Genomic DNA, 24,610 nt, shown 5'->3' with positions numbered 1-24,610 from the left:
AAAGATAAAAGGTCCCAAAGGAGATACTGGTTCTAAAGGTAATAAAGGTAGAAATGCAAGTCCTGAAGAAGTTGCACAAAAATTAATTAATAGGCACTATTGCTAATCAGGTGCTTGAATATCGTGACCAAGGCGGAGATTTGGTATTAGAGAAGCAAGTTGCAGGAAGAATTATTAGTAATCAAGATATTCAAACAGGAATAGCCATTGCATTAGCTGATAACAGAATGGAAAAGCTAGAAGATGTGTTACTAAGTGATGCTAATCATACATTAGTAGAAAACCTTGCAAATAATACCGAGCTAACACAAAGCATTGCAGAAGAACTAAGGAAAAATCCAGGAGAAGTCCAAGGTCCAAAGGGAGAAAAAGGAGATATTGTTCCTAAAGGATTAGATGGAGTCATGGGAACAAAAGGTGATATGGGTAAGAAAGGAGAGATAGGTTCTAAAGGTAACAAAGGAGAACCAGGTGCGAATGGGTTGCAAGATCCAGAAGGTCCCAAAGGATCAGATGGGTTGCCAGGTTCAAAAGGAGAGCCAGGTCTGAGGGGCTTCAATGGTACACAAGGTCTTACAGGCAAAAAGGGTGAGCCCGACTGGCTTTATTGCATAGGACTGATAGGCATGTAAATCAAAGTAAATTTACGCAGATAATTTAAATTTAGCCATACCTATATCAGTAAATATGTTCAATAAGTAGCACTTAATTAACAGCTCTTTTTCATGATTTACCTCTGATTTATTTTTCAAGCTAAACACAAATATTTGCTTCAACCTATAGAAAAAGACTTCAATATAAGACCGTGCTCCATACTTAATTTTTTTCTTCCATTCATTAATACCATCTTCATAATTCTCATATGACCTAATTCTACTAATATACTCGTTTCCTTCTGATAAGTAATCAGCTAAACAAATTTTAGTATCCTTTCTAGGGCGAATAATAGGCACAATATTGTATTTTCTGCATTCTTTATACACACTTTTTATATCATAAGCCGCATCTGCTCGAATAGAACAAATATTATACTTATCACTGACTTCTTCTCACATATCACAGACCGGCAAATAGTCTACAGCAACACTACTAGTGTAGTTCATGCTTATTGCTTTCTTATCATTCACGTTTAAAACAACATGTAGTTTTCTTACTTGACCATAACCACTGTATTTTCTTTTTCGAGTATTAAGCTTACTGTGCCCACCGTTATTATTGTAGATACTAACTCTAGTGCTATCTACGGCAATTTCAATATTTTCAAAATCATCTTTATTGGCTCTATTGTCATCAATCTTCAAATTAAGCTTTTTAAATCTTCTGGAAGCTTGTGTATAGCTGATAATCTTAAGTTTTTTTGCCTATTTGTACCATATAACCTTTTACAAAACCTACAGCTTGCCTCAAGCCAATTCTAAAAAGATGAACTATTATGTGTATTAAAATCACAACCTTATCACTATAAGTAGTATTGCCACCTGCAACTTTTGGACTATTTTCATACCAATTTTCTATAGCTTGATTAACAAAATGAAAAATATTTCCTCTTTTTTTGAGAAATTCGTTATATTCTCTTTGGTTGCTTGCTCTCACTTTTTACAGCATATTTTCTTTAGTAGGTTAAATGCTTGTCTTATAGTGAATTTTGTCAGTAACTGCCAGTTCTTTTTATTTGACCTATGAAACAAAGCCAACTGGAATCCAGAAATTTTTTGAGCACGAAAGTTTATGCTAAGTTTTTATTGGTAAAAAAAGGCTGGATTCCAGTGTCACGCACTGGGATGACACCATTTGTTTTAAACTCACTTTTACTCTATGGTTATACTACCTTGCCGCTATCCTGAACAGATACCAATATTTATCCATTAAAAACAATAACATTTTCCGAACAACTGTAATTTCAGGCTAAATCAACGCAAACTAATTTCCACTTTTTTCAATGATTTTTTTTGCTTCTTCTACATCAGCCCATTCTCCAACTATCACCGTTTTTCCCTTTTCTAAATCTTTATAATGAGAAAAGAAATGAGCTATTTTATCTAGTAGGTTTTTAGATAAATCAGAATAGTTTTTTATATTGTCATAATAGCTATCAACACTGGAGATAGGTACAGCTAATATTTTTTCATCCTCTCCTTTCTCGTCTTTGGTAAGCAATGCACCTACTGGACGCACCGATATCAAAACTCCAGGCGCTAAAGGAAATTGAGTTAGCACTAAAACATCCACAGGATCACCATCACCTGCGCAGGTATTTGGTATAAACCCATAATTGCAAGGATAAGTCATTGAGGTAGACAAAAATCTGTCAACTTGTAACAACCCAAGCTCTTTATTAAATTCATACTTTACAGGCTCAGCATTTGCACTTATTTCAATTACTACACTTATTGCATCTGGTTTTGTTGTTATTTTGCTTAAATCCATGGATTACCTCATTCTTCAAGAGAAGATATTATATAGCATATACTTTAAAAGTGCTACATTTATCATTTATAAGTAGAGATTCATGAACGCCTGGACTGTATGGGACCATTTGTGAGATCATTAATAATTGCACCATTGACTGCTGAATGTGGCGGTTCTTGAGGTGATTTTAGTAGTTGAAATAAAACATATACTATTACGATAGTAAGCACTGCAGCAATTACTAGATTAGCAAAATTATCCTGTGGTAGGACACCTTTTATTGGATTAAATAATTTTTGCCCCATAAGGAAATAATCAGCAACATATAACCCAACAGACAATACAAACATACCTAAAATAAGTTTACAGACTGTGTTTTTATGATTTTTCTTGCTGAGTATCAAATTTGGCCTACATTTATCCTCTTCTTGCGGTGCTGAATAATGTGTGTTGTTTATTATCCTCTCTTCAAACTTATTGCTATTTTGTTCTTTTAACAGCTGTTTCAAAGTTGGTCCAGCTCTTTTCAGGCATAAAAAACCTTGATTATTATAACCTGCAGATGACAATATATTGAATGTTCTGTTTAGACTACCTATCTTCTCACAATCCAGAGTATATTTAGTGGCTCTATTTTGATCTTTCAAATTAATACCTTGCAGTAATCCAATTAAAGCCATTATATAACTGGAAACGACCACGTTATCTATTATTGATAAACTTTCCTTTTTTATAGACTCTGCGTGATGTTCAGAAAGTTTATGATAGTCGCTAAATATAGAAAATAATAATACTACATCCCTTTCTACTTTTATGTCTTGATGAATAGAATAATAGAAATCAATAATGCATCTACTTAAGGTAAATTCTCTGTCATATTCGTTTAATGCATTTTCTTCACTTAGTAACTTTCTAACATCAATAAGAACCTTATTTTCAAAATCTTCTGCTGTTTTAAATATTGATTCTCTCTTTGGATTTGCCAAAACGTTAAGTAAATCTAATTTTCTTCCATCTACTACTTCGTGTATGTCTTTACCTAACTCAGATTCCTTAATAACTTTATATATTTCATCTATGATATCTTGAGTGCTCAGATTATTATTCCCGCTTAAAATTTTATAAGCTTGAGTATAAATTAAGAACAATCCTTGTAGACTAAATTTTAAGTTCAAATATTTATCTAATGATTCCCCCTTTTTTTTTCTCACGAATAAAGACAAACCAATATGGTTTCTGTGGTCTATTTTGCCAGTTAAGTTAGCATGTTGAAAATTGCCTAAAAAAATAAACAATGCCTCTAATAAACTGCCTTTACCAACAATTTTTATTAATTCTTCAACTTCTTTAACCATCCCTCCAGTCCACAATATAATAATTATCTTTATAGTATAAAGAATGTAGGATAAAACAGCAATAGATTGTATTGTATGTTTACATTCTGCATTAAAAAATTAAACCACCAAGTTAGGAGCATATCCAACCTCCACCGATAACTTGTTCGCCCTTATATGCTACACAGGCTTGACCTGGACTGATGCCAAAGTAATCGTCGTTTAAAATTACACAGGCTTTGTTCTTTTCGTCAGTTGAATATATTGTCGCTAAGCTTCCTGAATGTGATGACCTGAGCTTCACAGTTACTTCCATGCCTTCTTTTGGTTGTTCTAACCAATTTAACTCTTTGACCAATATCTTTTTTTGCATTAGAGCATTGATCGGTCCTACTACAACTTCATTATTTTCTGTATTAATTCTCACTACATAAAGAGGCTCACTGTGTGCAATGCAGAGGCCTCTTCTCTGCCCCACTGTAAAATTTACTATGCCGCTGTGCTCACCTAGCACTTTTCCATGAATATCTACTATTTTACCTTTCTGTACAGATTGTGGAGCTAATTTAGCTATTGTTTTACTATAGCTTTCGGAAACAAAGCATATATCTTGACTATCCGGCTTTTCAGAGATTTGTAAGCTAAAATATTTTGCTAATTTTCTTACATCACTTTTATAGAACCCACCTAGTGGAAATCGCAAAAACTTTAACTGCTCCTCAGTTGTAGCAAACAAAAAATAACTTTGGTCTTTACTTTTATCAATACTTCTGCACAACTTTACCTCACCATTTTCTTCTAATCTTCTTACATAATGTCCTGTTATGAGCACATCCGCACCAAGATTTTTTGTGACTTGCAATAGATCACGGAATTTGACTGTTTGGTTACATCTTACACATGGTATGGGGGTTTCCCCACGCATGTAAGTATTCGCAAAATCTTCTATTACTTCCTTTTTAAATATTTCTTCGTAATTTAAAATATAATGAGGAAAGCCAACACTTTCAGCTACGTGTTTGGCGTCATAAATATCTTGTCCAGCGCAGCATGCACCTTTTCTTGTATTAGCATTGCCATCAGTGCCATATAGCTGAAGAGTCACACCTATCACTTCGTACCCAAGGTTATAAAGCAGTGCTGCAGCAACGGAGCTATCAACTCCCCCGGACATTGCAACAATAGCCTTAGTTTGATGCGGAGCTTTATCTTTTAATAAGGGTTCAATTTCAAATTCTTTTAGCATATAATTTATAAACACAAACCTGATGTCAAGCACTGGAATCCAGTTTCTATTACACAATTTCATTGAGACAGCGTACTTATTTGTAGTCAAGTTCCAGTGTCAAGCGCTGGGATGACACCCCTTCTGCTGGAAGTTGCCTTTAAATTACTTGATGCGTGACACTAGGATCCCATTTATATTACATAATTCCATCAAAACAATTCTATCTTCAAAAACAACTTAATCTTGCTTGAATAAAACATGGCCAAAATAGTCCATGTTTTCAAGTACTTTTCCGCTACCCAGGGCAACACAACAAAGTGGATCATCTGCAACACGAACTGGTAATTTTGTTGTTTCACTAATAACTTTACTCAAGTTGCGCAACAACCCACCTCCACCAGATAAAATTATTCCTCTATCAACTATATCAGAAGAAAGTTCGGGTGGAGTACTCTCCAGTGCAGTTCTAATAGCAGAAATTATCTGATGTACAGGCTCTATTAGGCTCTCTGCAACTTGATACTCTGATAAAAGCATTTCTTTTGGCATACCACTCACTAAATCCCTGCCTTTAATTATCATTCCCTCTTTGTTGTTTTCAACTGGCAGACTGGCTGAACCGACGTTTTTCTTAATTTTTTCAGCAGTTGTTTCGCCAATCAATAACTTATGATTTTCACGAATGTATGACTTTATTGCCTCATCCATAATATCACCACCTACTCTGGCAGAACGTGAATAAACAATTCCACCTAAAGAAATAATTGCAACTTCAGTTGTACCACCTCCTATGTCAACAATCATAGAACCTTCAGGTTCGGTAACTGGAAGTCCAGCCCCAATTGCTGCAGCCATTGGTTCTTCAATTAAGAATACTTCATTTGCACCAGCACTTTCTGCTGCATCTTGTATAGCACGCCTTTCAACTGGGGTAGATCCAGATGGAACACATATGATAATACTAGGCTTATTAACAGTGAATCTTTTGTTTGCGCTGCGTATGAAATATTTTAACATTTCTTCCGCGCTTTTAAAATCAGCAATAACTCCGTCTTTCAAGGGTCTTATCGCTTCTATTTCTCCAGGTGTTTTTCCGAGCATCATCTTAGCTTTTTTGCCAAAAGCATAAGGAACGTAACTTCCTTTTTCTTTTACTCTTGCTACAACTGAGGGTTCATCAAGCACTATCCCCTGGCTTTTCTGATAAACTAAAGTATTTGCAGTACCAAGATCTATAGCAATATCGCTAGCGAATAAACCTTTGAAAGTAAAAAAATCTCTGATTGAATTCAGAACAAAACTCATACACAACTCAAGAAAACCATTTATTGAGACAAATTATACTTTTCAGATAAGTAACTAGTGTAGCACTCAATATCTAAATCCCTACCTGTTACCCTTTTTAGCTGTTCCAAAAAGCCATAATTTGCACTATATACGTTTTTAGAGAACCAATCGATAAGTAAACTGAAATCTCCTTTTACTATAGAATCTAAAAATTCGTAATGATTTTTCTTAATGAAAGAAAAAAACTGCACAGCAGCGATTAACGCTATGACTTTAATAGGAAAGTATCCTATAACACCACTTATCCAATACTCATCTTGAAAATAAGTTTCTAGCTCATTTTTAGCTTTTACTGAAATCTTGTAATGCTTCATACCTTCCAACCATTTATCGTGTAGATCTTTAACTTCTAACTTACCATTTATTAGATCTTGTTCTAATTTAGTTCTTAGCATAATGTGAGCCAATAAACTAAATTCATCCGCATTCTTCAAAAAAGATGAAAGATTTACTTTATTGAAAATCAAATACAAATTTTCAACACTACTATTAATTTTGCCTTTTGTAGAAAGTTTCTCCTTTATGTGTGGTTGAATGAACTCAATAAATTCTCTGGATGTTCCAATGATCCTTTCCATGAGTAACCCTTGAGTTTCACACATAGTATGTTTTGTAATTGAGCTCTTTATAGAATTTTGCGCTAAACATTTTTGATGAATTGCATAACCAGTATACCGTAAAAGTAAAAATAAACCATAAGAAAGGTCGGATTCATCATAATCGATAGGATCGTAATAAGAAATGGAAATCTCATTTGGTGTAACACTCATTTGCTGTAAGAATAAGGAACCAAGTTCAATCTGTCTCTGAACCGTAACTTTTTGTATATTAGCAACCTTATCCTTCTTCTGCTTTTGAGTTACTTTCTCTACATTTTCACTAAAAAATTTACCTAGCTTAGGAAATATTTCCTTTATGTTCTTTTCTGTGATATTAGAGTCATAGTCAGCAAGCAATGACTCATAGTTTGAGCGCTTTAATTGCTGCGATTTTAGAGAAGCTGCTTCACGAGTAAGCTTAATTAGGTTAGTAAAGCATTCTTTCAGCTTTTCTAAGTTACTAATTTCGGAATTAGTTAGCCTCCATAAGTTTTGGCATTCAATCTTAGCTTTGGACAAAGATTTTACTAAATCAATAGGAATAGCACTGCTGCTTTCGTGTATCCCCTCTATTAACTTTAGCTGCTGAATATTAGAACTCTTTTTATTCCTAAGCGCATTCGCTAACGATTCCTTTATTGCATCATGAGAGATAATTTCATGTCTGATTTCCTCTAGAAGACACATTTGTTCAACTTTGTCCTCTACATTCAATTGGCTTTTGCTTAGTAGTTTTAGTATATTTTCGATATTCCTTACCTTATGTAATACTTCCTCTAAAAACTTATAAGATCTCATTTTTATTCATTGCTTTGAAACATCTGCTTAACATCGTAATAGATTAATAATAAAGTTAAAAGTATATTTGCTGAAAGTACAATAAAAAATTGTACTTTTATTCTTTTACTGTACTTCATTGCTAAGAATTGAGGCATCTTATCAGAAAATTAATTATAAGATTGTAAAGAAAGCATTTAGTATTTTATTTCCCTTGACTCTATTCTGGTATAGAGGGATGATTAGTACTAAAATTAGAATTGCGCACTATATTTTGAATTTATGGAGGTTTAGTGATGTGGAGTAGACTGGTTATGATGTGTTGTTTTTGTTTACTGCTTACTGGTGTAAGTTCTTGCCCCAAAAAAGGAGTAAATACGACAAATAAAATGAGTGCTGTTGTTAAGCAGATAGGTAGTAAAAGAGTTTTCTTTGGTTATGATGACTCTAGTATCAGTGAAGTGAGTGCAGATACATTACTTGACGTGATGGAAGTATTACAAAATAATCCTGAAGCAAAGGTCACTTTAACTGGTCATACTGACAATCGTGGTTCTCACGATTATAATCTTGCACTAGGAGCTAGAAGAGCAGATGCAGCTAAAAAATTTATGGTCAGCTGTACACCTTATCTAGAAAATAGAATAAAGACTGCTTCTAAAGGTGAAACTGAGCCTTTGGTTGATGTAAAAGATGATTCTAGAAATTCTAAATATGAAAAAGAGCATGCTAAAAATCGTAGAGTGGAATTTTCATTTTCTGGAATAAAGAAGTAGTTTCTTGCATTAAAACCTGGATCCCAGTGCTTGCACTGGGATGACAAAAGAGAGCAATTCCGCTACTTGTTAGCGGGATCTATACATACCATAAATAAGTCGCTGCATGATGTAGAGGATATCTGGTCATCAAGAAACATAATGAAATTAGAGTTATTATTTCAAAATATAGCCAATAGCTTTGCTTTCCATAACCAAATCGCAGTCGCAGTATCAGGTGGTGTAGATAGTATAGTCTTACTGCATTTGATGACTAACTGGGCAAAAAAAAACAAGCTTTCACTTCCTATAGCATTAACAGTAAATCATGGGTTACGTTCAGAGTCCCAAAAAGAGGCTGATTTTGTTATAAGTTATGCAAAACAACTTGGAGCAAAGGAATCGTTCATATTAAATTGGGAGAAGCAAAATATTAAAGGTAATATTCAGTTACAGGCACGAAAAGCACGATATAAGTTACTAGAAGAGTGGTGTAAAAACAATAATGTTAAATGTTTGCTCGTTGCTCATCACAAAGATGATCAAGCAGAAACGTTCTTATTAAGATTGGAGCGAGGTAGTGGCGTAGATGGATTATCATCAATGGATTACAAATCTTTCTTAAATGGTATTTATATATTGAGGCCGTTGTTAAATTTTAGTCGTAGTGAAATAGAAAAGTACGCTAATCTTCACCGGTTAAAATGGATCGAAGATAGAAGCAATTATGACTTAAAATACAGACGAACTTTATACCGTAACTTACTTAAAGCAAGTGACAATCAAGAGATTTTAACAGAGCGAATATGCCTCACAGCCCTTCATATGAAAAGAGCTGCAAAAGCGTTGATGCACTACACACGCCTTGCACTTAATGACTGCGTTAATATTCATGATCTTGGTTATATTGAAATTAAACTAGATGAACTTTATAAACTGCCAGAGGAAATAGCTTTAAGGCTTCTTCTTTATTCTATAATGGCAATTGTCAACGAGCACTATAAGCCAAGGTACCGTAGCCTTATCACAATATTTAACAAAGTATCGCAAAAAGATAGTGATATTAACTGTACACTCTCTGGGTGCAAAATAAGAAAATATGGAGGGAGCATCTTGATAATGAGAGAATCATCAAAGATACAGGAAATTACTGTACACCTAACATTAAATCTCCCTGTTGAATGGGACAATAGATTTAGCTGTACAATACTTAGCAATCAGAAGTGTTCAGTAACTATTGCTCCGCTAAAAAAAACACAAAAAGTTCCTGAATTTCTGAAGGATTACAACTGCTGCCCCGAAGTTTTCTACTCTTTGCCTACAGTACAAAAAGATGGAAAAGTACTTGCTTATCCTGATATAAATTATAACGAAAAAAATACCAATGACGATAAAGTTCAATGCATTATTAATAGCACAATAAAGCAAAATTTGGTAAGCTTGATTAGTATTTAATTAGAAATGTAAATGAAAAAATTTTTAGAAGGCTTATTGATCTGGTTAGTGATTATTGTTCTTATTTCAGTTGCTTATATTCAATTTAGCGGAAGTATAAGTAAGAGTAAAACAACCATACCTTTTTCAGAATTTTTAACTAGACTAGAAGATAATGATATAGAAAATATTACAATAAGAAACCAAAACATCGAAGGAAAGTTTAGGGATGGGTCAGCCTTTAACTCAAGTGGTGTTATATACAGTGACTTAATAAAAAGTTTGCATGATAGGAAAGTGAAGTTCTCCTTTTCAATTGGAGACTCTGCAATAGGTATAATCGGTGGATTACTTATTCAATGGGTTCCGACGCTTATCTTTATCGGTTTATTACTTTTCCTTTTTAAACAAACGCAAGCAGGAGGTAATAGAACTATAAGCTTTGGCAAATCAAAAGCTAGGCTTATGACTACTGGAAAACAAGTGACATTTGATGATGTTGCTGGGATTGATGAAGCAAAAGAAGAGTTGGTTGAAATTGTTGATTTTCTTAAACAGAGGCAAAAATTTCAAGTGTTAGGTGGGAAGATACCAAAAGGATGTCTTTTAATTGGTTCCCCTGGAACTGGTAAAACTCTACTTGCTCGTGCAATTGCAGGTGAAGCTAATGTACCGTTTTTTAGTATTTCTGGATCTGATTTCGTTGAAATGTTTGTCGGTGTTGGTGCAAGCCGTGTCCGGGATATGTTTGATCAAGGCAAGAAAAATGCTCCTTGTATAATTTTCATAGACGAAATAGATGCAGTAGGTAGGCATCGCGGCATCGGTCTTGGTGGCGGTAACGACGAAAGGGAACAAACATTAAACCAGTTACTGGTTGAGATGGATGGTTTCGAGTCTAATGAAGGTGTGATAATAGTTGCTGCAACTAACCGTCCAGACGTCCTAGATCCAGCACTACTTAGACCTGGTCGTTTCGATCGACAGATTACTATTTCTTTACCTGATATAAATGGGCGTGAGAGAATATTAAATACACATATAAAGAAAATATCAATAGCACCAGATGTAAACGTAAAAACAGTTGCGAGGGGAACGCCAGGTTTTTCAGGGGCTGATCTAGCAAATTTAGTGAATGAGTCTGCGCTTATTGCTGCAAGAAGAAATAAGAAAATTGTTACCATGGATGATTTTGAGTATGCACGTGATAAAGTGATGATGGGCATGGAAAGAAGGTCCTTAGTCATTACAGAAGAAGAAAAAAAGCTTACTGCTTACCATGAAGCTGGTCATGCAGTAGTTGCAGTTAATATGCCTGCTTCTGATCCTATACACAAAGCAACAGTTATTCCACGTGGTAGAGCACTCGGTTTAGTTATGAGACTACCAGAAACAGATAGAGTGTCCCTCACAAGAGAAAAGATGCTAGCAGATATAACTGTTGCAATGGGTGGACGTGTGGCAGAAGAGCTAATTTTTGGCTATGATAAAGTCACAAGCGGTGCATCTTCAGATATAAAACTAGCATCAGATTTATCACGTTCTATGGTGACAAAATGGGGAATGAGCGACAAAATAGGTCCGATCTATCATAATCGCGAACAAACCACACATGATTCTGAAACAATTTCTGAAGATACGTTAAGACTTATAGATGAGGAAGTAAAGAAAGTCGTATTTTCTTGCTATGAAAAAGCAAAAGACATTTTAACCAAGAGTAGGAAAGACTTGGAGCTCATTGCTGAAAATCTACTGGAGTTTGAAACTTTAACAGGAGATGAAATAAGAGACATATTAAGTGGAAAAAAAATTATTAGAAATGAAAATGAAGGTAAAGAAGAGATAAGAAGATCCTCTCTCTAATAAGATCTGGCTTTATTTAACCGCTAAAACAAAAATTTTTAATTAATTAGATTAAGTTGTAAGATCATAGTTAAGCCGATGTATTTTATAAATAGACTTTTTTGAACATTCTTCCAATTTTTTTTCTAAATAACTCTTTACCTATTTAAATAAGTATATTCAGTATTAGAGCTTTCCGGACCGCTACTAGGAGAAAGATTAGGTTCTTGACCTTTAAACGTCTCTATTAGCTTTATACAGGAGCAGTGCCTGCTGCAATAGCTTCTATAACAGCAGTAGCACCCATGATGAGAAGAATCGGTTCTGCAGTGGTGATTACACAAAGCTCAATACATAAACCAGCAATGACCATACCAACCATTATACCAATGAAAGAACCTACAATTATGGATGAAACTACACCAATTAATTGTCCTATTTTTCAACTAAGTGGCACTTCTCTTTCACGTCTAATACGCCTAATATAGCGTGACCTCATTTTTCCTCTCATTATTACATTTTCATCCTTGTTTCCAAAAAGATTCAATGACGCTTCTCTTTCTCTAATAAAATTTGGCCGCATTTGTTATTCTCTTGCCCTTCTTCGCTCTCTCATTATCATGTTTTCCTCAAAGATGTTTAGTGGTACTTCTCTCTCACCTCTAATTCTAACATGATTTAGCTGTGCTTGTTCTACTAATAATCTTATTGTACTTTTTATTTCATTTAGCGGTGCTCTTCCTCCAATATCCTTAGTTGCCTTCTCAAATTTTAATAGCGACTTGTTATTTAGTCTGACATTATTCTGAGAATCACAAACAATAACCCAATCTAAAATTGGCTTTTTTTAACCACCATACTCCATATCATCATTAATGTGTTCCTTTAGTTTTTTAATTATCTCTACTGCTCTTGTTTCCATAGCTTCTACGGCGCTATCTTCACTTTCTATGGGTATATATTGAAAACAATTCCTAATAACTCCTGTTGTAAATCCTTTCATTCTTTAATATGCATAATTAGCCTCAACTTTTATATGCTATTTTGCCAAAATAATTTTGGCAAATAAGTAATATGTATATATACAATAATTCTCATTTAAATTTTTTTTACATTGGCCTATCTAAGTTATGTTTTAGGATGTAAAAGCTTCTTACTTTAATACTTTATTAAAGTAAACCATATATAGATTGCCATTTATGAGCAGCTGTTGTACTTTAATCAGAAGGTACAGTAATGTAAGAAGGAGGTACTTTATGTCTTTAAAAATGAAGTTTCTTAGTTGATAGAGCAACAGCTTGGCATTAAATATCATGAAAATTGCTTAGCTTAACTATCCATAATTCAGCTGCAGGTGAAATATACGGTTCTATTGCTCTTTGCATAGTTGGCTGTGGCGATTGTGAGATTAAGTATCAAGGCATTGCTAATTCATTTAACAGAACGAAAGAAGAAATTAACCAAAGTAATATAGAAAGCATAAAAATAAATAGAAAGTGAAGTTAGAAAAGAAGGTAGTGAATTTTCCGAGTTGATTTCTAGAATGGATCAATCGCTGAAAGAACAAAGTGAAAAGTCTATTATACGTATTTTAAATTCATCTGCTGAAAAGATGTTAAGGAGTTTTTGTGGTAGTTCTATAAAGAGAACAGGAGGATTCGGAAACTACTATTAATTCTGATCTTTTATTAATTTAACCAGCTCCTCATATAAATTTTTTCTGTACCTAAGCTATATGTTTGTGAGAGGATAGTAAGCACTACATTTTTCTATTTCCATTATAACAGATTCGTCTATTTTCATGACGATCTTACTATTTGTACTCTGTTTAGGACTAAGCAATAGAAATAGTAGGATAACAGTAGTCAACCAAGATTCCAGCATCACGTACTAGGATGATATAAGTATCATAATTTACGATTAGATTGACATAGGGTAAAGAGTAAATTAAAAATTAAATAGATCTTTTAATGCAGAATGAATGCCTATAGAAATATTGATGCCCGCTCTTTCCCCAACGATGAGTAAAACTGGAGGAAAAATTGTAAAGTGGTGTAAAAAAGTACAAGATAAAGTTGAAATAGGTGATGTAATCGCTGAAATTGAGACTGATAAAGCCATAATGGAGTTTGAATCTGTCGATGAAGGAGTTTTAGCAAAAATTTTAGTATCGGAAGGAACAAGTGGTGTGGCTGTAAATCAACTGATAGCTCTAATGTTAGAGGAAGGAGAAGATAAAAGCGCACTTGATTTAGCTTCTGCCATCAATACCAAGGTTGAGAAGGAGGTTGAAGACGGTTTTTCAGTATCATCCGACCCTTCGATTTCATCTAGCTCTTCAATGTCATCCCAGTGCGTGACACTGGGATCTAAAAAAGAGGATAGAGCAACAGAAAATAGAATAAAAGTAAGCCCCTTAGCTAAAAAAATAGCTCAAAATGAAGGTGTTGATATAAAGCGATTAAAAGGTACAGGTCCATATGGTCGTATCATCAAAGCTGATGTATTAGAATTTTTAGATCAAACTAAAAGCTATGAGAGATTTGAGGAAAATACAATAGTTGAAGTAAGTAATATGCGCCAAGTGATAGCGCAGCGCCTAGTTGAATCTAAGCAAAATATTCCACACTTTTATTTAACTGTAGACTGCCACTTTGATAAGCTAATATCGCTCAAAAATGAGGTTAATTCAGCAAATGAGAACAATAAAGTAACAATTAATGACTTAATTATAAAAGCTGTGGCTTTCAGCATGAAAAAATTTCCTGATATAAACTCATCGTGGATAGATAGTAAAATAGTAAGATACTCAAATATAGATATCTCAATTGCTGTAGCGCTTGAGGATGGACTGATCACTCCTATAGTAAAAAATGCTGATGAAAAAAGTGTTTTATCTATATCAAAAGAAGTGAAAGATTTAGTAAATAGGGCAAGATCTGGAAAACTAAAGCCTGAAGAATTTCAAGGAGGAGGATTTACTATCTCCAACTTAGGCATGTTTGGTATAAAAACTTTCAGCGCTATAATCAATCCACCGCAATCTTGCATTATGGCTGTTGGTGAATCTAAAAAACAGCCGGTTGTCATAGGTGAAAAAATAGAGATAGCAGAGATAATGACAGTTACTCTCTCTGTTGACCACAGAGCGGTTGATGGAGCACTCGGAGCAAAATTTTTAAATGCCTTTAAGTACTATATAGAAAACCCTACGGTGATGCTTCTTGAGCCTTTATTATTACAATAAAATTAATAGCTCTTAGTTTATACTTTTGTTAGTTAATAGGTTTAGAGGTAAAATATGACTGATAAAAAGATAGAAAAACGTAGTATATCTTTTGATGCTACAAAATCAAAATTTTCAAACGATAGGTTTCAAATAGATTCCTCATCTAATGAGTCAATAGATACCATTGGTAAAAAATTTAAGTATGAAGTGAAACTTCCAGGTGTTATTCACACTACAACAAGAAAAAATAATGTTGGAAGCGGATTAAATGAGTTAGATCTAAGAAAGAAAAATGAAAACTCTTTCAAGACACCAATAAAGAATATTGAAGAATCAGATAGTAAGAGAAACCAAAGTTATTTGCTGTTTCAGGAGGACTCGTTTCCAGAACTACCAGCATGTGCATATAAGCCAGCACTGCTGCCAAAACCATCAAAAGAAAAAATAAAGGAAGCTGTAGATAAAATGCGCAATAATAGAAAAGCTCATAATTCTGCAAGTGTTGAAAATGGTGTTAGTTCAGACAGGTTCAAAGTGCGACCGTTCTTATGTAGTGATATAGATGGATATGTAGCTCCTGGCAAACGTGACCGTAATCTAGAAAGGTGTAGGGTTACACATGATAGCAGTAAGCTTGAAGCACAAATGGAAAGAAAGCATGGATTTCAATCAGATCCAAGTATTAAGCATGTAAAGGCTGATACTGTAGTATGTTCTATTACTAAAGGTCATGACAAAAAAGGCGTTAAATCTGATGTCTCACATAGACAAGAGCCTACATCAGAAATGTCTAAGGTCAATGTGAGAGAATTAGCAAATAGATTCCGCGGTTAATCATTATTGGATTTTTCGAATAACAATTGCTTAAGATTTTATAAACTGTGCATATAGTACTCTATAAGAGAAAGAGAAGTGTGACAGCTTCTCCCTTTCTTAACCACTTGCTGAAGAACGTTTATCTTCTGTGGCATCTGGTGATAGAGCAACTAATCTGCTCAAAATCTCATCTTTTGGTCCCATATCATAAATAACACCATCTGACATGATAATCACTTTATCAACTACGGATAGTAACGGTAGCTTATGAGTGATGATAACAGTGGTAGTATTTTGCTCTCTTGCAACATTGATTGCATTAATCAAGCGCGCCTCTCCATTACTGTCTAAGTTAGCATTCGGTTCATCAAGCACTAAAAGCTTAGTATTACCATAAAAAGCCCTTGCAAGTCCAAGAAGCTGTTTTTGGCCACCAGAGAGTATTACTCCTCCAGGTCCTCCTATTATTGTATCATACCCATTTGGTAAGCTAAGTATTAATTCATGTATTCCTGCAATTTTTGCTGCTTTGATTATTTCTTCAGGATTTGGATCTGGTCTCATGCGGGCAATATTAGCTTTAACGCTCGTGTTAAATAACTCAATATCTTGAGGTAAGTAACCAACATAATTACCAAAGTTTTCTCGATTCCAAGTATATACATCAGCACCATCTAGTCTGACTACACCTGATATGGGTTTCCAAACACCAACGGTTAGTTTTGCAATGGTCGACTTACCAGAAGCACTTGCACCAATAACACCAACAACATCCCCTGGTTCTATTACAAATGAGATTCCTTTTACTGTTGGCTTATTGCTCCCATAAGGAGTAAAAAACACCCTATCAAATTCCAATTTCCCTTCAGGCTCTGGTAGAGCCATAGTTTGCTCTCTTTTTGGAGATGTTAGGATAAGTCTTTGCAGCCTGCCATATGACATCTTGGCTTGATTTAAAAATTTCCAAGTATGAACTGCTGCATCAAATGGAGCCAATACTCTACCCATCAAAATCGAGGCAGCAATAATGCTACCGGCAGTTTTGTGAGCTGTGATTGCAAGTAATGCACCTGTTCCAATTACTGAAATTTGGAGAGTTGAACGTAAAAATTTAGTAATACCAGTAATTACATTAGAACGATTCTGTGCTGTGACTTGCATTGCACGATTTTGATCATTCCGTTTACACCAATCAGAAACTATAAATTCTGACATACCCATAGCCTCAACCACCTCTGCATTTCTTGTTGCAACATCTATAGCATTAATATTACGTATAGTTTCTTCATTGGTTTCTCGCAATATACGCCTAGTGGCAAGTTCATTCCATACTGCCATTGAAACTAATATAATGATCCCGGCAATAGCTATAAACCCTGTAGAGGTATGTATCATAAAGATCACAACAAGGTAAATTAGCGACCATGGAGTATCGAACAGTGAAAATATACCATTTCCTGTAATGAAATTTTTTATTACTCCAAGATCTCGTATTGCTTCACCACTTGAAGTTGAGCTTTGTACTGATGTTAACCTGATTGACCTTACTATTAGATCTGGTGTTGCAGTTTTATCAATCCAATCACCAATTTTAGCCATAGCTAAATATCGACAAGTTTCAAGCATTGCAGAACATGCAAACGCAGATAAAGTAATAATCGTCAGCATAACCAGTGTTGACACACTCTCGCTCGATATCACTCGATCAAGTACCTGAGAGGTATAAAGTGGCAAAAATAACATTAACGCATTAATCCCTGAGCTAAACCAGAAAATAAACCAAAACGCACTCTTGCACTTCTCTAGACAAGTATATAGTATACTTCGCTTTAGTTCCTTTTTTATTGACGGAGTGATTTCCACAATCTTCCTTTTTATTTAATTATATCTACCATATATAGTTTTTTTGTCAAAAGTATTAACAGTTATTGCCTTGTCATATCATTAATGTAATAAAATATTAATGATATGCGAATATAAACTTTTTCATGGAAATTTAGCAAGGCTATCTAATTTCTTCTCTACTATAACCTTATACGATAGCCTTGCCAATTGTTCTACGTTTTTCTTATCTACTACTAAATGACAGTTTACTAGAATGCTTACTATCACTCCTCTGAAAGTTGATGCTATCATAGTCAGTGACTACAATCTGCATCTCTTTTCCTCTTTCTATATGATCAGGAAGTATTATATATTCCAATGATCTAGCTGTAATTGCTCTTTTTATCACACAAGATGGACTTGAATGTACCCTTGGTCTATATCTTTCGAATTTAAAATAGTCAACAGTAATCCCCCCTCCTCAAAGTTAGAAAGTATTAGAGATGGAGATTTACTAACTTCCTTATCACTCACAGAATTATTTGCACTACCATAACTCACATGACGCTCTACACTATGATTGTTACCACACTCTTCTCTTGAGGTTGAACCGCTTGGATTAAAAGGATTATCATTATATTTATTTTTTAAAAATTGCACTTGATTATCAATGAAGAATTCTATGCACTCAGCATTTCCAGATTGCACAGCATAGTGTAATGCGTTATTTCCATATTTATCTGTTTTAATTTTCTCTCTATCAAAAATTCCTTTTGCTTCAATATTTCTTTTAAATATTCTGGGAGGTTAGGACTTCCGCTTCTGGCAGCATAGTGTAACTCGGTTTTATTATTGGCAGTGCAATTAAAATCTGCTTCATTTTCTATGAGAATTTTCAAGCATTCTTTGTTGCCAGATTTAGCCACATAGTGTAGTGGTGTTTTACCATCTCTATCTTTATTCCTTACTGCTTATTTAATATCAAAATTAGAATTTTCTATCACAAAACATAAAATATCTTCTTTACCAGACTGGCTTTATTGCATAGGACTGATAGGCATGTAAATCAAAGTAAATTTACGCAGATAATTTAAATTTAGCCATACCTATATCAGTAAATATGTTCAATAAGTAGCACTTAATTAACAGCTCTTTTTCATGATTTACCTCTGATTTATTTTTCAAGCTAAACACAAATATTTGCTTCAACCTATAGAAAAAGACTTCAATATAAGACCGTGCTCCATACTTAATTTTTTTCTTCCATTCATTAATACCATCTTCATAATTCTCATATGACCTAATTCTACTAATATACTCGTTTCCTTCTGATAAGTAATCAGCTAAACAAATTTTAGTATCCTTTCTAGGGCGAATAATAGGCACAATATTGTATTTTCTGCATTCTTTATACACACTTTTTATATCATAAGCCGCATCTGCTCGAATAGAACAAATATTATACTTATCACTGACTTCTTCTCACATATCACAGACCGGCAAATAGTCTACAGCAACACTACTAGTGTAGTTCATGCTTATTGCTTTCTTATCATTCACGTTTAAAACAACATGTAGTTTTCTTACTTGACCATAACCACTGTATTTTCTTTTTCGAGTATTAAGCTTACTGTGCCCACCGTTATTATTGTAGATACTAACTCTAGTGCTATCTACGGCAATTTCAATATTTTCAAAATCATCTTTATTGGCTCTATTGTCATCAATCTTCAAATTAAGCTTTTTAAATCTTCTGGAAGCTTGTGTATAGCTGATAATCTTAAGTTTTTTTGCCTATTTGTACCATATAACCTTTTACAAAACCTACAGCTTGCCTCAAGCCAATTCTAAAAACAGCTGGTGCTCTTATTACTTTGGTTCTGCTGGCATCACCCTACGTTTCAGTCTATACTTTTACTGCTTTAGCCCTATATTATTGCCTTATTTGATAGTTTGTTTCCCCGTTGCAGTACCTGCATCTATTGGTTTATTTATTGGAGTTGCAGCTCTAAAAGCATGCTATCTGCTATTCAAACGCTATGACATATTTTCTGCTCCGTTGATGGCTCTTAAAGAAGTATATATGTATAGAGAGGAGATATATACAGCATTGAAAGTGGCATTTACATCTGTAAAAAGTGCATTCAGTGATGGTCGTGCGCTTGATCTTTTTAAGCGTGACATTTTATCACCATTAGAGAATATATATGGAATAAAAAATTAATTTACAGCGTATCTATCTTTGTATTTATTGGAATTAAGGTAGTAATGAGAAATGTCTCTTGACATTTGATAAACCCAAACGTAGCCTAAAACAATTTGGTGTTTATTTATGAAATTTGTTCAATCACTTAATAATCAATTAGATAGTTTACACTTATTAAAACACCCATTTTACAAGTCATGGAATGAAGGTAGCTTAAGCCTGCAGGTTCTGCAAACCTATGCTAAGGAATATTATCACCATGTTGCTGCTTTTCCTCGTTATATCAGCGGTATACATTCCTTGTGTCCGAATTTGAAAATGCGGCAAGTTTTACTTGGTAATTTAATAGAGGAAGAACAAGGTGACGAGAATCACCCAGAATTATGGCAGCGTTTTGCTGAAGGACTGGGAGTAGCACGTTCAAAACTTTGTGAAAATGCACAAATTAAGGAGACACGAGAATTAGTTGATGGTTATTTTGACATTGTAAAATCAGATTTTGCAGCAGGTCTTGGAGCTCTGTACGCTTATGAACGTCAAACTCCAGAGGTTTCTAAGTCTAAAATTGAAGGTCTGAAAAAACACTATTCAATAAACGACGAACGTTCTCTCAAATTTTTTACCGTTCATATGGAAGCTGATGAGTGGCATTCTGAAGAATGTGCAAACCTTATTGCAGATTTAAGCGAAGAAGAGCAAGAGAAAGTTATTCAAGGCGCTAAAAAAGGAGCAAAACTCTTATGGGATTTTCTTGATGGCATGATGAATGTTAACGTTTGTCATTAATTATAAGTAGGTACTAAATTCAGTGGTAGCATGTAATCTTCTTATATCTGATTTACGGCTTTGGGTTCATTTGGGATGTAGTACAGAAGAGAAGTTTTCTCCCCAATTGGTGAGTATTGATGCTGATTTCACTTTTAAATCTCCTCCTTCAGGCCTTACAGCTGATCAACTTAAAGATACTATCTGCTATTTGGAAGTAGTGCAAAATATTCAATCTCTTGTTCATGGCAAGCAATTTAATTTAATCGAGCATTTAACTCATGAGATATACAGAGCCATCAATAACCTTTTGCTGCGAAAGAAGCATATTATTTCTTCTGTCAGGGTGACTACTCACAAAATCGCACCACCAGTTCCTGGTGTGCATGGGGGCGTTTTTTTTACTTACTGTAATGAATTGCAAGAATGATCTATATTTCTATTGGATCAAATATAGGGAATCGCCTTTCCCATTTACAAAGAGCTACTGAGTTAATAAAGAAGATCTATTTAAAAGACTTAAAATCTTCAATCATTCTAGAAACTAAGGCTATTTTACCAAATGGTGCTCCACCTGATTGGAACAAGCCATTTCTCAACATGATTATCTATGGAAATTGTTCTTCTTCTCCTGAGGATCTACTAAAAGGCTTAAAACAAATCGAATGTGATATTGGTCGTCCACAAGTCTACGAAAAATGGGCACCTCGTGTTATTGATTTAGATATTTTGTTATGGGATGATCTAACGCTTGATATACCTGACCTTAAAATTCCTCACCCAGAATTATTAAAGAGACCATTTTTGCTCCACTTGATGGCGATGGTTAACAAAACCTTTGCTTTCAATGTTCAAGACTGTTTTTCAAAGAGTTTTACGCTTGCACCAAAGCTTATGGGTATCGTCAATATTACCCCTGATTCATTTTCAGATGGTGGTCTTTATTATGATGTGAATCGAGCAACCAAGCAGGCGTTGCAGATGGTATCAGATGGTGCAAGCATAGTTGATCTTGGAGCTCAATCAACAAGGCCTGGAGCTTCAATAAAGACGCCAGAGGAAGAGTATGAACGTCTAAAACCAGTACTTGATAATCTTAGCGACTATATGAAAAATGGTGATATTGAAGTCAGCATTGATAGTTTTTGGCCAGACGTTATTTTAAACGTTTTGAAGCACTACAATATTGCCTGGGTAAATGATCAGAAGGGAGATCTGAGTAGTAACACCTTAAAAGAAGTTGCTAGCAGTGGGCGTAGTGTCGTTATTATGCATTCACTTTCAATACCACCACATAAGGACAATATTATTCCACATGACACTGACCCAATTGATATCATAAATAATTGGGCAGAGAAGAGCATTAACAAACTACTAGGCCTGGGTTTTGATGAAAATTCAATAATTATTGACCCTGGTATTGGTTTTGGCAAATCTATGTATCAGAATATTCAGATTTTACGCAGTATAGAAACTTTACAAAATTTTGGCTGCAAGGTTTTAGTTGGCCATTCCAGAAAGTCATTTATTTCCTCTTTTTCCATAGAATCTCCCTCTAATAGAGATTTAGAAACAATTGCTACATCTGCTGTACTGCAAAATAAGGTTGATTTCCTTAGAGTGCATAATGTACGTGACCACATGAGATTTTTTGTAGCCCAAGCTGTCTTAAAGGGATGAAGATTATTGGAATTATGGCTGTTGACCCTAATGGGGTAATTGGAATAAATAATGGTTTGCCCTGGCGTTATCCAAGTGAATTCAAACATTTTTGTCAAGTAACCGACAAGCAAGTTATTGTGATGGGAAGAAAGACATTTGAAACCGTGCCTCAGAGCATACTAAAGAATCGTACACCTATTGTTTTCTCCCGTAACAAGTGTTTTAATAGAGGCCCAAAATGTACTGTTGTCTCTTCCATGCAAGAATTTCTGTCAATTCAAAGTAGTTCTCAAGTCTTTGTGATTGGTGGGGCACAAATAGCACACCTTTTTTTAGAGCATAACCTAATCTCAGAATTTATTATGACTGAAATTCACAAGCCCTATAAGGGTGATACATACCTCAATTTAGCATTTTTTGATGGATGGAATAAAACTATTCTCGTCAGAACAGAAGACTATACTATATTCAATTGTATCTGTTCGGCAGAGTAGTAAAATAAGAAAAAGAGAAAAGACGACTAAATGATGTCATGCAAGTAGCTGACACTGGGATGGCTTTGTTGCATCACTCTTCGGATAATAGGTAACGTGGAATAAATTCATGAAGCTATCTCAAATTTAGCCATACCTATATCAGTAAATATGTTCAATAAGTAGCACTTAATTAACAGCTCTTTTTCATGATTTACCTCTGATTTATTTTTCAAGCTAAACACAAATATTTGCTTCAACCTATAGAAAAAGACTTCAATATAAGACCGTGCTCCATACTTAATTTTTTTCTTCCATTCATTAATACCATCTTCATAATTCTCATATGACCTAATTCTACTAATATACTCGTTTCCTTCTGATAAGTAATCAGCTAAACAAATTTTAGTATCCTTTCTAGGGCGAATAATAGGCACAATATTGTATTTTCTGCATTCTTTATACACACTTTTTATATCATAAGCCGCATCTGCTCGAATAGAACAAATATTATACTTATCACTGACTTCTTCTCACATATCACAGACCGGCAAATAGTCTACAGCAACACTACTAGTGTAGTTCATGCTTATTGCTTTCTTATCATTCACGTTTAAAACAACATGTAGTTTTCTTACTTGACCATAACCACTGTATTTTCTTTTTCGAGTATTAAGCTTACTGTGCCCACCGTTATTATTGTAGATACTAACTCTAGTGCTATCTACGGCAATTTCAATATTTTCAAAATCATCTTTATTGGCTCTATTGTCATCAATCTTCAAATTAAGCTTTTTAAATCTTCTGGAAGCTTGTGTATAGCTGATAATCTTAAGTTTTTTTGCCTATTTGTACCATATAACCTTTTACAAAACCTACAGCTTGCCTCAAGCCAATTCTAAAAAGATGAACTATTATGTGTATTAAAATCACAACCTTATCACTATAAGTAGTATTGCCACCTGCAACTTTTGGACTATTTTCATACCAATTTTCTATAGCTTGATTAACAAAATGAAAAATATTTCCTCTTTTTTTTGAGAAATTCGTTATATTCTCTTTGGTTGCTTACTCTCACTTTTTACAGCATAAGTTATGCTTGTTTGGAAAATGCCTATTCTACAACAAAATTCGTTAGTAGTCATATATTGAAAAGCTTTTCTTCTTACAATAACCTCTACCAACACTAGCTATGCAACAAAGCCAGCCAGATTATGTGTGCACTCCAAGAATCGGAATTAGTAAAGGCAAGGAGAAATTTTGGCGATTTAAAAGTTGCGTTTTAGCAGACATGCCTAAAATCACACTCAACAATAAATATTAGACCTCCTGCATAAACTAGATAAAAAGGCAAATAGCCTTTTATGTTTACTAACAATAGACTTCTTGGATAACCTAAGGATATTTTTTGATCTTCTATGGGGAAGTTGAACATTCCCTTTTATAAAACTTTTGCATACTCCTATTTAACTTTAATAGCTCTTTATCTTCCTAAAATCTCGATGTTTTATCAATGCATCTTCTATTCAGCCGTTAGCAAGAACTTTCACTTATTCCATAGCTTTGCGCTGTATGGAAATATGTACGGTATTTACACAAATATTCGAGTGCCATTAATAAATATATTTGGTTTTCCTCCTCTTGCCTTTTTCTTGGCCTCTTCCTCTATTAAAATTTCTATTATTTTCCAATGTTTCTCTTTTTACTCCTCTTAGTCTTCGAAGCTTCTCTTCATCAAGTTTACTTACCTGCTCAAAATTTATACCTTCCCTAATATTGCTTCTACTACTTGTTTCTTAAGTTATCCAAGAAGTCTATTGTCTGTCCAGATACGAGGTAGCTGCTGCCATTTGAAATATTTTATTCACCTAAAATTACATTTTACCTATTTTAAAAGTAGTTAAAAAAAA

Annotated in this window: 23 protein-coding genes and 5 pseudogenes; 13 read left to right on the top strand and 15 right to left on the bottom strand. The window is 34.3% G+C overall.

Annotated features, from left to right (window positions below; all coding sequences use genetic code 11):
* The first annotated feature begins 110 nt into the window (after positions 1–110).
* Entirely contained in the window at positions 111–632 is a 522-nt protein-coding gene (locus wTKK_RS03610) for a collagen-like domain-containing protein (RefSeq protein ID WP_407512110.1), read from the top strand.
* Positions 633–644: 12 nt separating this feature from the next.
* Here the strand turns inward: wTKK_RS03610 and wTKK_RS06260 are convergent.
* The 6 genes and pseudogenes from wTKK_RS06260 to wTKK_RS03570 all read right to left on the bottom strand — a co-directional run bounded on the left by wTKK_RS06260 (position 645) and on the right by wTKK_RS03570 (position 7,715).
* Positions 645–1,593: pseudogene (locus tag wTKK_RS06260) on the bottom strand (IS5 family transposase).
* A 327-nt stretch (positions 1,594–1,920) separates the two neighbouring features.
* The gene (gene ppa, locus wTKK_RS03590; protein ID WP_407512107.1) at positions 1,921–2,427 is read right to left on the bottom strand and encodes an inorganic diphosphatase; all 507 of its coding nucleotides are present in this window, start codon (positions 2,425–2,427) and stop codon (positions 1,921–1,923) included.
* 80 nt (positions 2,428–2,507) lie between these two features.
* Positions 2,508–3,764 (bottom strand): WD1261 family protein, encoded by a 1,257-nt coding sequence (locus wTKK_RS03585; protein WP_407512106.1) that lies wholly within the window; start codon positions 3,762–3,764, stop codon positions 2,508–2,510.
* A gap of 112 nt (positions 3,765–3,876) precedes the next feature.
* Complete coding sequence (gene mnmA / locus wTKK_RS03580; protein ID WP_407512104.1) at positions 3,877–4,989, bottom strand: tRNA 2-thiouridine(34) synthase MnmA; 1,113 nt, start codon at positions 4,987–4,989, stop codon at positions 3,877–3,879.
* Positions 4,990–5,208: 219 nt separating this feature from the next.
* Complete coding sequence (locus tag wTKK_RS03575) at positions 5,209–6,276, bottom strand: rod shape-determining protein (protein ID WP_407512103.1); 1,068 nt, start codon at positions 6,274–6,276, stop codon at positions 5,209–5,211.
* Between the two features lie 20 nt (positions 6,277–6,296).
* Positions 6,297–7,715 (bottom strand): gluzincin family metallopeptidase, encoded by a 1,419-nt coding sequence (locus wTKK_RS03570; RefSeq protein ID WP_407512102.1) that lies wholly within the window; start codon positions 7,713–7,715, stop codon positions 6,297–6,299.
* Between the two features lie 275 nt (positions 7,716–7,990).
* Between wTKK_RS03570 and wTKK_RS03565 the strand changes: the two genes are divergently transcribed.
* The 3 genes from wTKK_RS03565 (at position 7,991) to ftsH (ending at position 11,746) form a co-directional block, all read left to right on the top strand.
* Positions 7,991–8,470, top strand: a complete 480-nt coding sequence (locus wTKK_RS03565) for an OmpA family protein (protein WP_407512101.1) — start codon at positions 7,991–7,993, stop codon at positions 8,468–8,470.
* Positions 8,471–8,611: 141 nt separating this feature from the next.
* The gene (tilS, locus tag wTKK_RS03560; RefSeq protein WP_407512237.1) at positions 8,612–9,904 is read left to right on the top strand and encodes a tRNA lysidine(34) synthetase TilS; all 1,293 of its coding nucleotides are present in this window, start codon (positions 8,612–8,614) and stop codon (positions 9,902–9,904) included.
* 12 nt (positions 9,905–9,916) lie between these two features.
* The gene (gene ftsH, locus wTKK_RS03555; protein ID WP_407512099.1) at positions 9,917–11,746 is read left to right on the top strand and encodes an ATP-dependent zinc metalloprotease FtsH; all 1,830 of its coding nucleotides are present in this window, start codon (positions 9,917–9,919) and stop codon (positions 11,744–11,746) included.
* Positions 11,747–11,883: 137 nt separating this feature from the next.
* Here ftsH and wTKK_RS03550 read toward each other — a convergent pair.
* Positions 11,884–12,697 (bottom strand): annotated as a pseudogene (locus tag wTKK_RS03550) (hypothetical protein).
* 348 nt (positions 12,698–13,045) lie between these two features.
* Here wTKK_RS03550 and wTKK_RS03545 point away from each other — a divergent pair.
* The 3 genes from wTKK_RS03545 (at position 13,046) to wTKK_RS03535 (ending at position 15,788) form a co-directional block, all read left to right on the top strand.
* Positions 13,046–13,225, top strand: coding sequence for a hypothetical protein (locus tag wTKK_RS03545; protein ID WP_407512097.1), 180 nt, complete (start codon positions 13,046–13,048; stop codon positions 13,223–13,225).
* A gap of 481 nt (positions 13,226–13,706) precedes the next feature.
* Positions 13,707–14,972 (top strand): pyruvate dehydrogenase complex dihydrolipoamide acetyltransferase, encoded by a 1,266-nt coding sequence (locus tag wTKK_RS03540; protein WP_407512096.1) that lies wholly within the window; start codon positions 13,707–13,709, stop codon positions 14,970–14,972.
* Positions 14,973–15,026: 54 nt separating this feature from the next.
* The gene (locus wTKK_RS03535) at positions 15,027–15,788 is read left to right on the top strand and encodes a hypothetical protein (protein ID WP_407512094.1); all 762 of its coding nucleotides are present in this window, start codon (positions 15,027–15,029) and stop codon (positions 15,786–15,788) included.
* A gap of 99 nt (positions 15,789–15,887) precedes the next feature.
* Here the strand turns inward: wTKK_RS03535 and wTKK_RS03530 are convergent, their stop codons facing one another.
* The 6 genes from wTKK_RS03530 to wTKK_RS03505 form a co-directional block, all read right to left on the bottom strand.
* Complete coding sequence (locus wTKK_RS03530; RefSeq protein ID WP_407512092.1) at positions 15,888–17,633, bottom strand: type I secretion system permease/ATPase; 1,746 nt, start codon at positions 17,631–17,633, stop codon at positions 15,888–15,890.
* Between the two features lie 123 nt (positions 17,634–17,756).
* Positions 17,757–17,906, bottom strand: a complete 150-nt coding sequence (locus tag wTKK_RS03525; RefSeq protein ID WP_407512091.1) for a hypothetical protein — start codon at positions 17,904–17,906, stop codon at positions 17,757–17,759.
* A 93-nt stretch (positions 17,907–17,999) separates the two neighbouring features.
* Entirely contained in the window at positions 18,000–18,344 is a 345-nt protein-coding gene (locus tag wTKK_RS03520; RefSeq protein ID WP_407512235.1) for an ankyrin repeat domain-containing protein, read from the bottom strand.
* Positions 18,275–18,520: an ankyrin repeat domain-containing protein gene (locus wTKK_RS03515; protein WP_407512090.1), complete on the bottom strand. Its 246-nt coding sequence runs from the start codon at positions 18,518–18,520 to the stop codon at positions 18,275–18,277. Before wTKK_RS03515 ends, wTKK_RS03520 begins: the two co-directional genes overlap by 70 nt.
* 151 nt (positions 18,521–18,671) lie before the next feature.
* Complete coding sequence (locus wTKK_RS03510; RefSeq protein WP_407511737.1) at positions 18,672–19,043, bottom strand: transposase; 372 nt, start codon at positions 19,041–19,043, stop codon at positions 18,672–18,674.
* Between the two features lie 33 nt (positions 19,044–19,076).
* A complete protein-coding gene (locus wTKK_RS03505; RefSeq protein WP_407511684.1) occupies positions 19,077–19,328 on the bottom strand; it encodes a hypothetical protein in 252 nt (83 codons plus the stop codon).
* A 202-nt stretch (positions 19,329–19,530) separates the two neighbouring features.
* Between wTKK_RS03505 and wTKK_RS03500 the strand changes: the two genes are divergently transcribed.
* From wTKK_RS03500 to wTKK_RS03480, 5 genes are all read left to right on the top strand, one after another.
* Complete coding sequence (locus tag wTKK_RS03500; RefSeq protein WP_407512088.1) at positions 19,531–19,818, top strand: hypothetical protein; 288 nt, start codon at positions 19,531–19,533, stop codon at positions 19,816–19,818.
* A gap of 108 nt (positions 19,819–19,926) precedes the next feature.
* Entirely contained in the window at positions 19,927–20,586 is a 660-nt protein-coding gene (locus tag wTKK_RS03495) for a CADD family putative folate metabolism protein (protein ID WP_407512087.1), read from the top strand.
* A gap of 22 nt (positions 20,587–20,608) precedes the next feature.
* Positions 20,609–20,995 carry a dihydroneopterin aldolase gene (locus wTKK_RS03490; protein WP_407512086.1) on the top strand — a complete coding sequence of 129 codons (387 nt, stop codon included), beginning with the start codon at positions 20,609–20,611 and terminating at the stop codon, positions 20,993–20,995.
* Positions 20,992–22,245, top strand: a complete 1,254-nt coding sequence (gene folP / locus wTKK_RS03485) for a dihydropteroate synthase (protein ID WP_407512084.1) — start codon at positions 20,992–20,994, stop codon at positions 22,243–22,245. Before wTKK_RS03490 ends, folP begins: the two co-directional genes overlap by 4 nt.
* A complete protein-coding gene (locus tag wTKK_RS03480; protein WP_407512083.1) occupies positions 22,242–22,721 on the top strand; it encodes a dihydrofolate reductase in 480 nt (159 codons plus the stop codon). Before folP ends, wTKK_RS03480 begins: the two co-directional genes overlap by 4 nt.
* A 107-nt stretch (positions 22,722–22,828) precedes the next feature.
* Here the strand turns inward: wTKK_RS03480 and wTKK_RS06255 are convergent.
* Positions 22,829–23,778 (bottom strand): annotated as a pseudogene (locus tag wTKK_RS06255) (IS5 family transposase).
* Positions 23,779–23,904: 126 nt separating this feature from the next.
* On the opposite strand from wTKK_RS06255, the pseudogene wTKK_RS03460 reads away from it, so the two are divergent.
* Positions 23,905–24,024 (top strand): annotated as a pseudogene (locus tag wTKK_RS03460) (DNA-3-methyladenine glycosylase); the annotation flags it as partial.
* Positions 24,025–24,239: 215 nt separating this feature from the next.
* Here wTKK_RS03460 and wTKK_RS03455 read toward each other — a convergent pair.
* Positions 24,240–24,463 (bottom strand): annotated as a pseudogene (locus wTKK_RS03455) (helix-turn-helix domain-containing protein); the annotation flags it as partial.
* Positions 24,464–24,610 lie beyond the last annotated feature (147 nt).

Origin of the sequence: Wolbachia endosymbiont of Trichogramma kaykai (assembly GCF_045765165.1) — a bacterium.
Taxonomy (GTDB): Bacteria; Pseudomonadota; Alphaproteobacteria; order Rickettsiales; family Anaplasmataceae; genus Wolbachia.
This window is presented reverse-complemented; position numbering and strand designations above follow the sequence as displayed.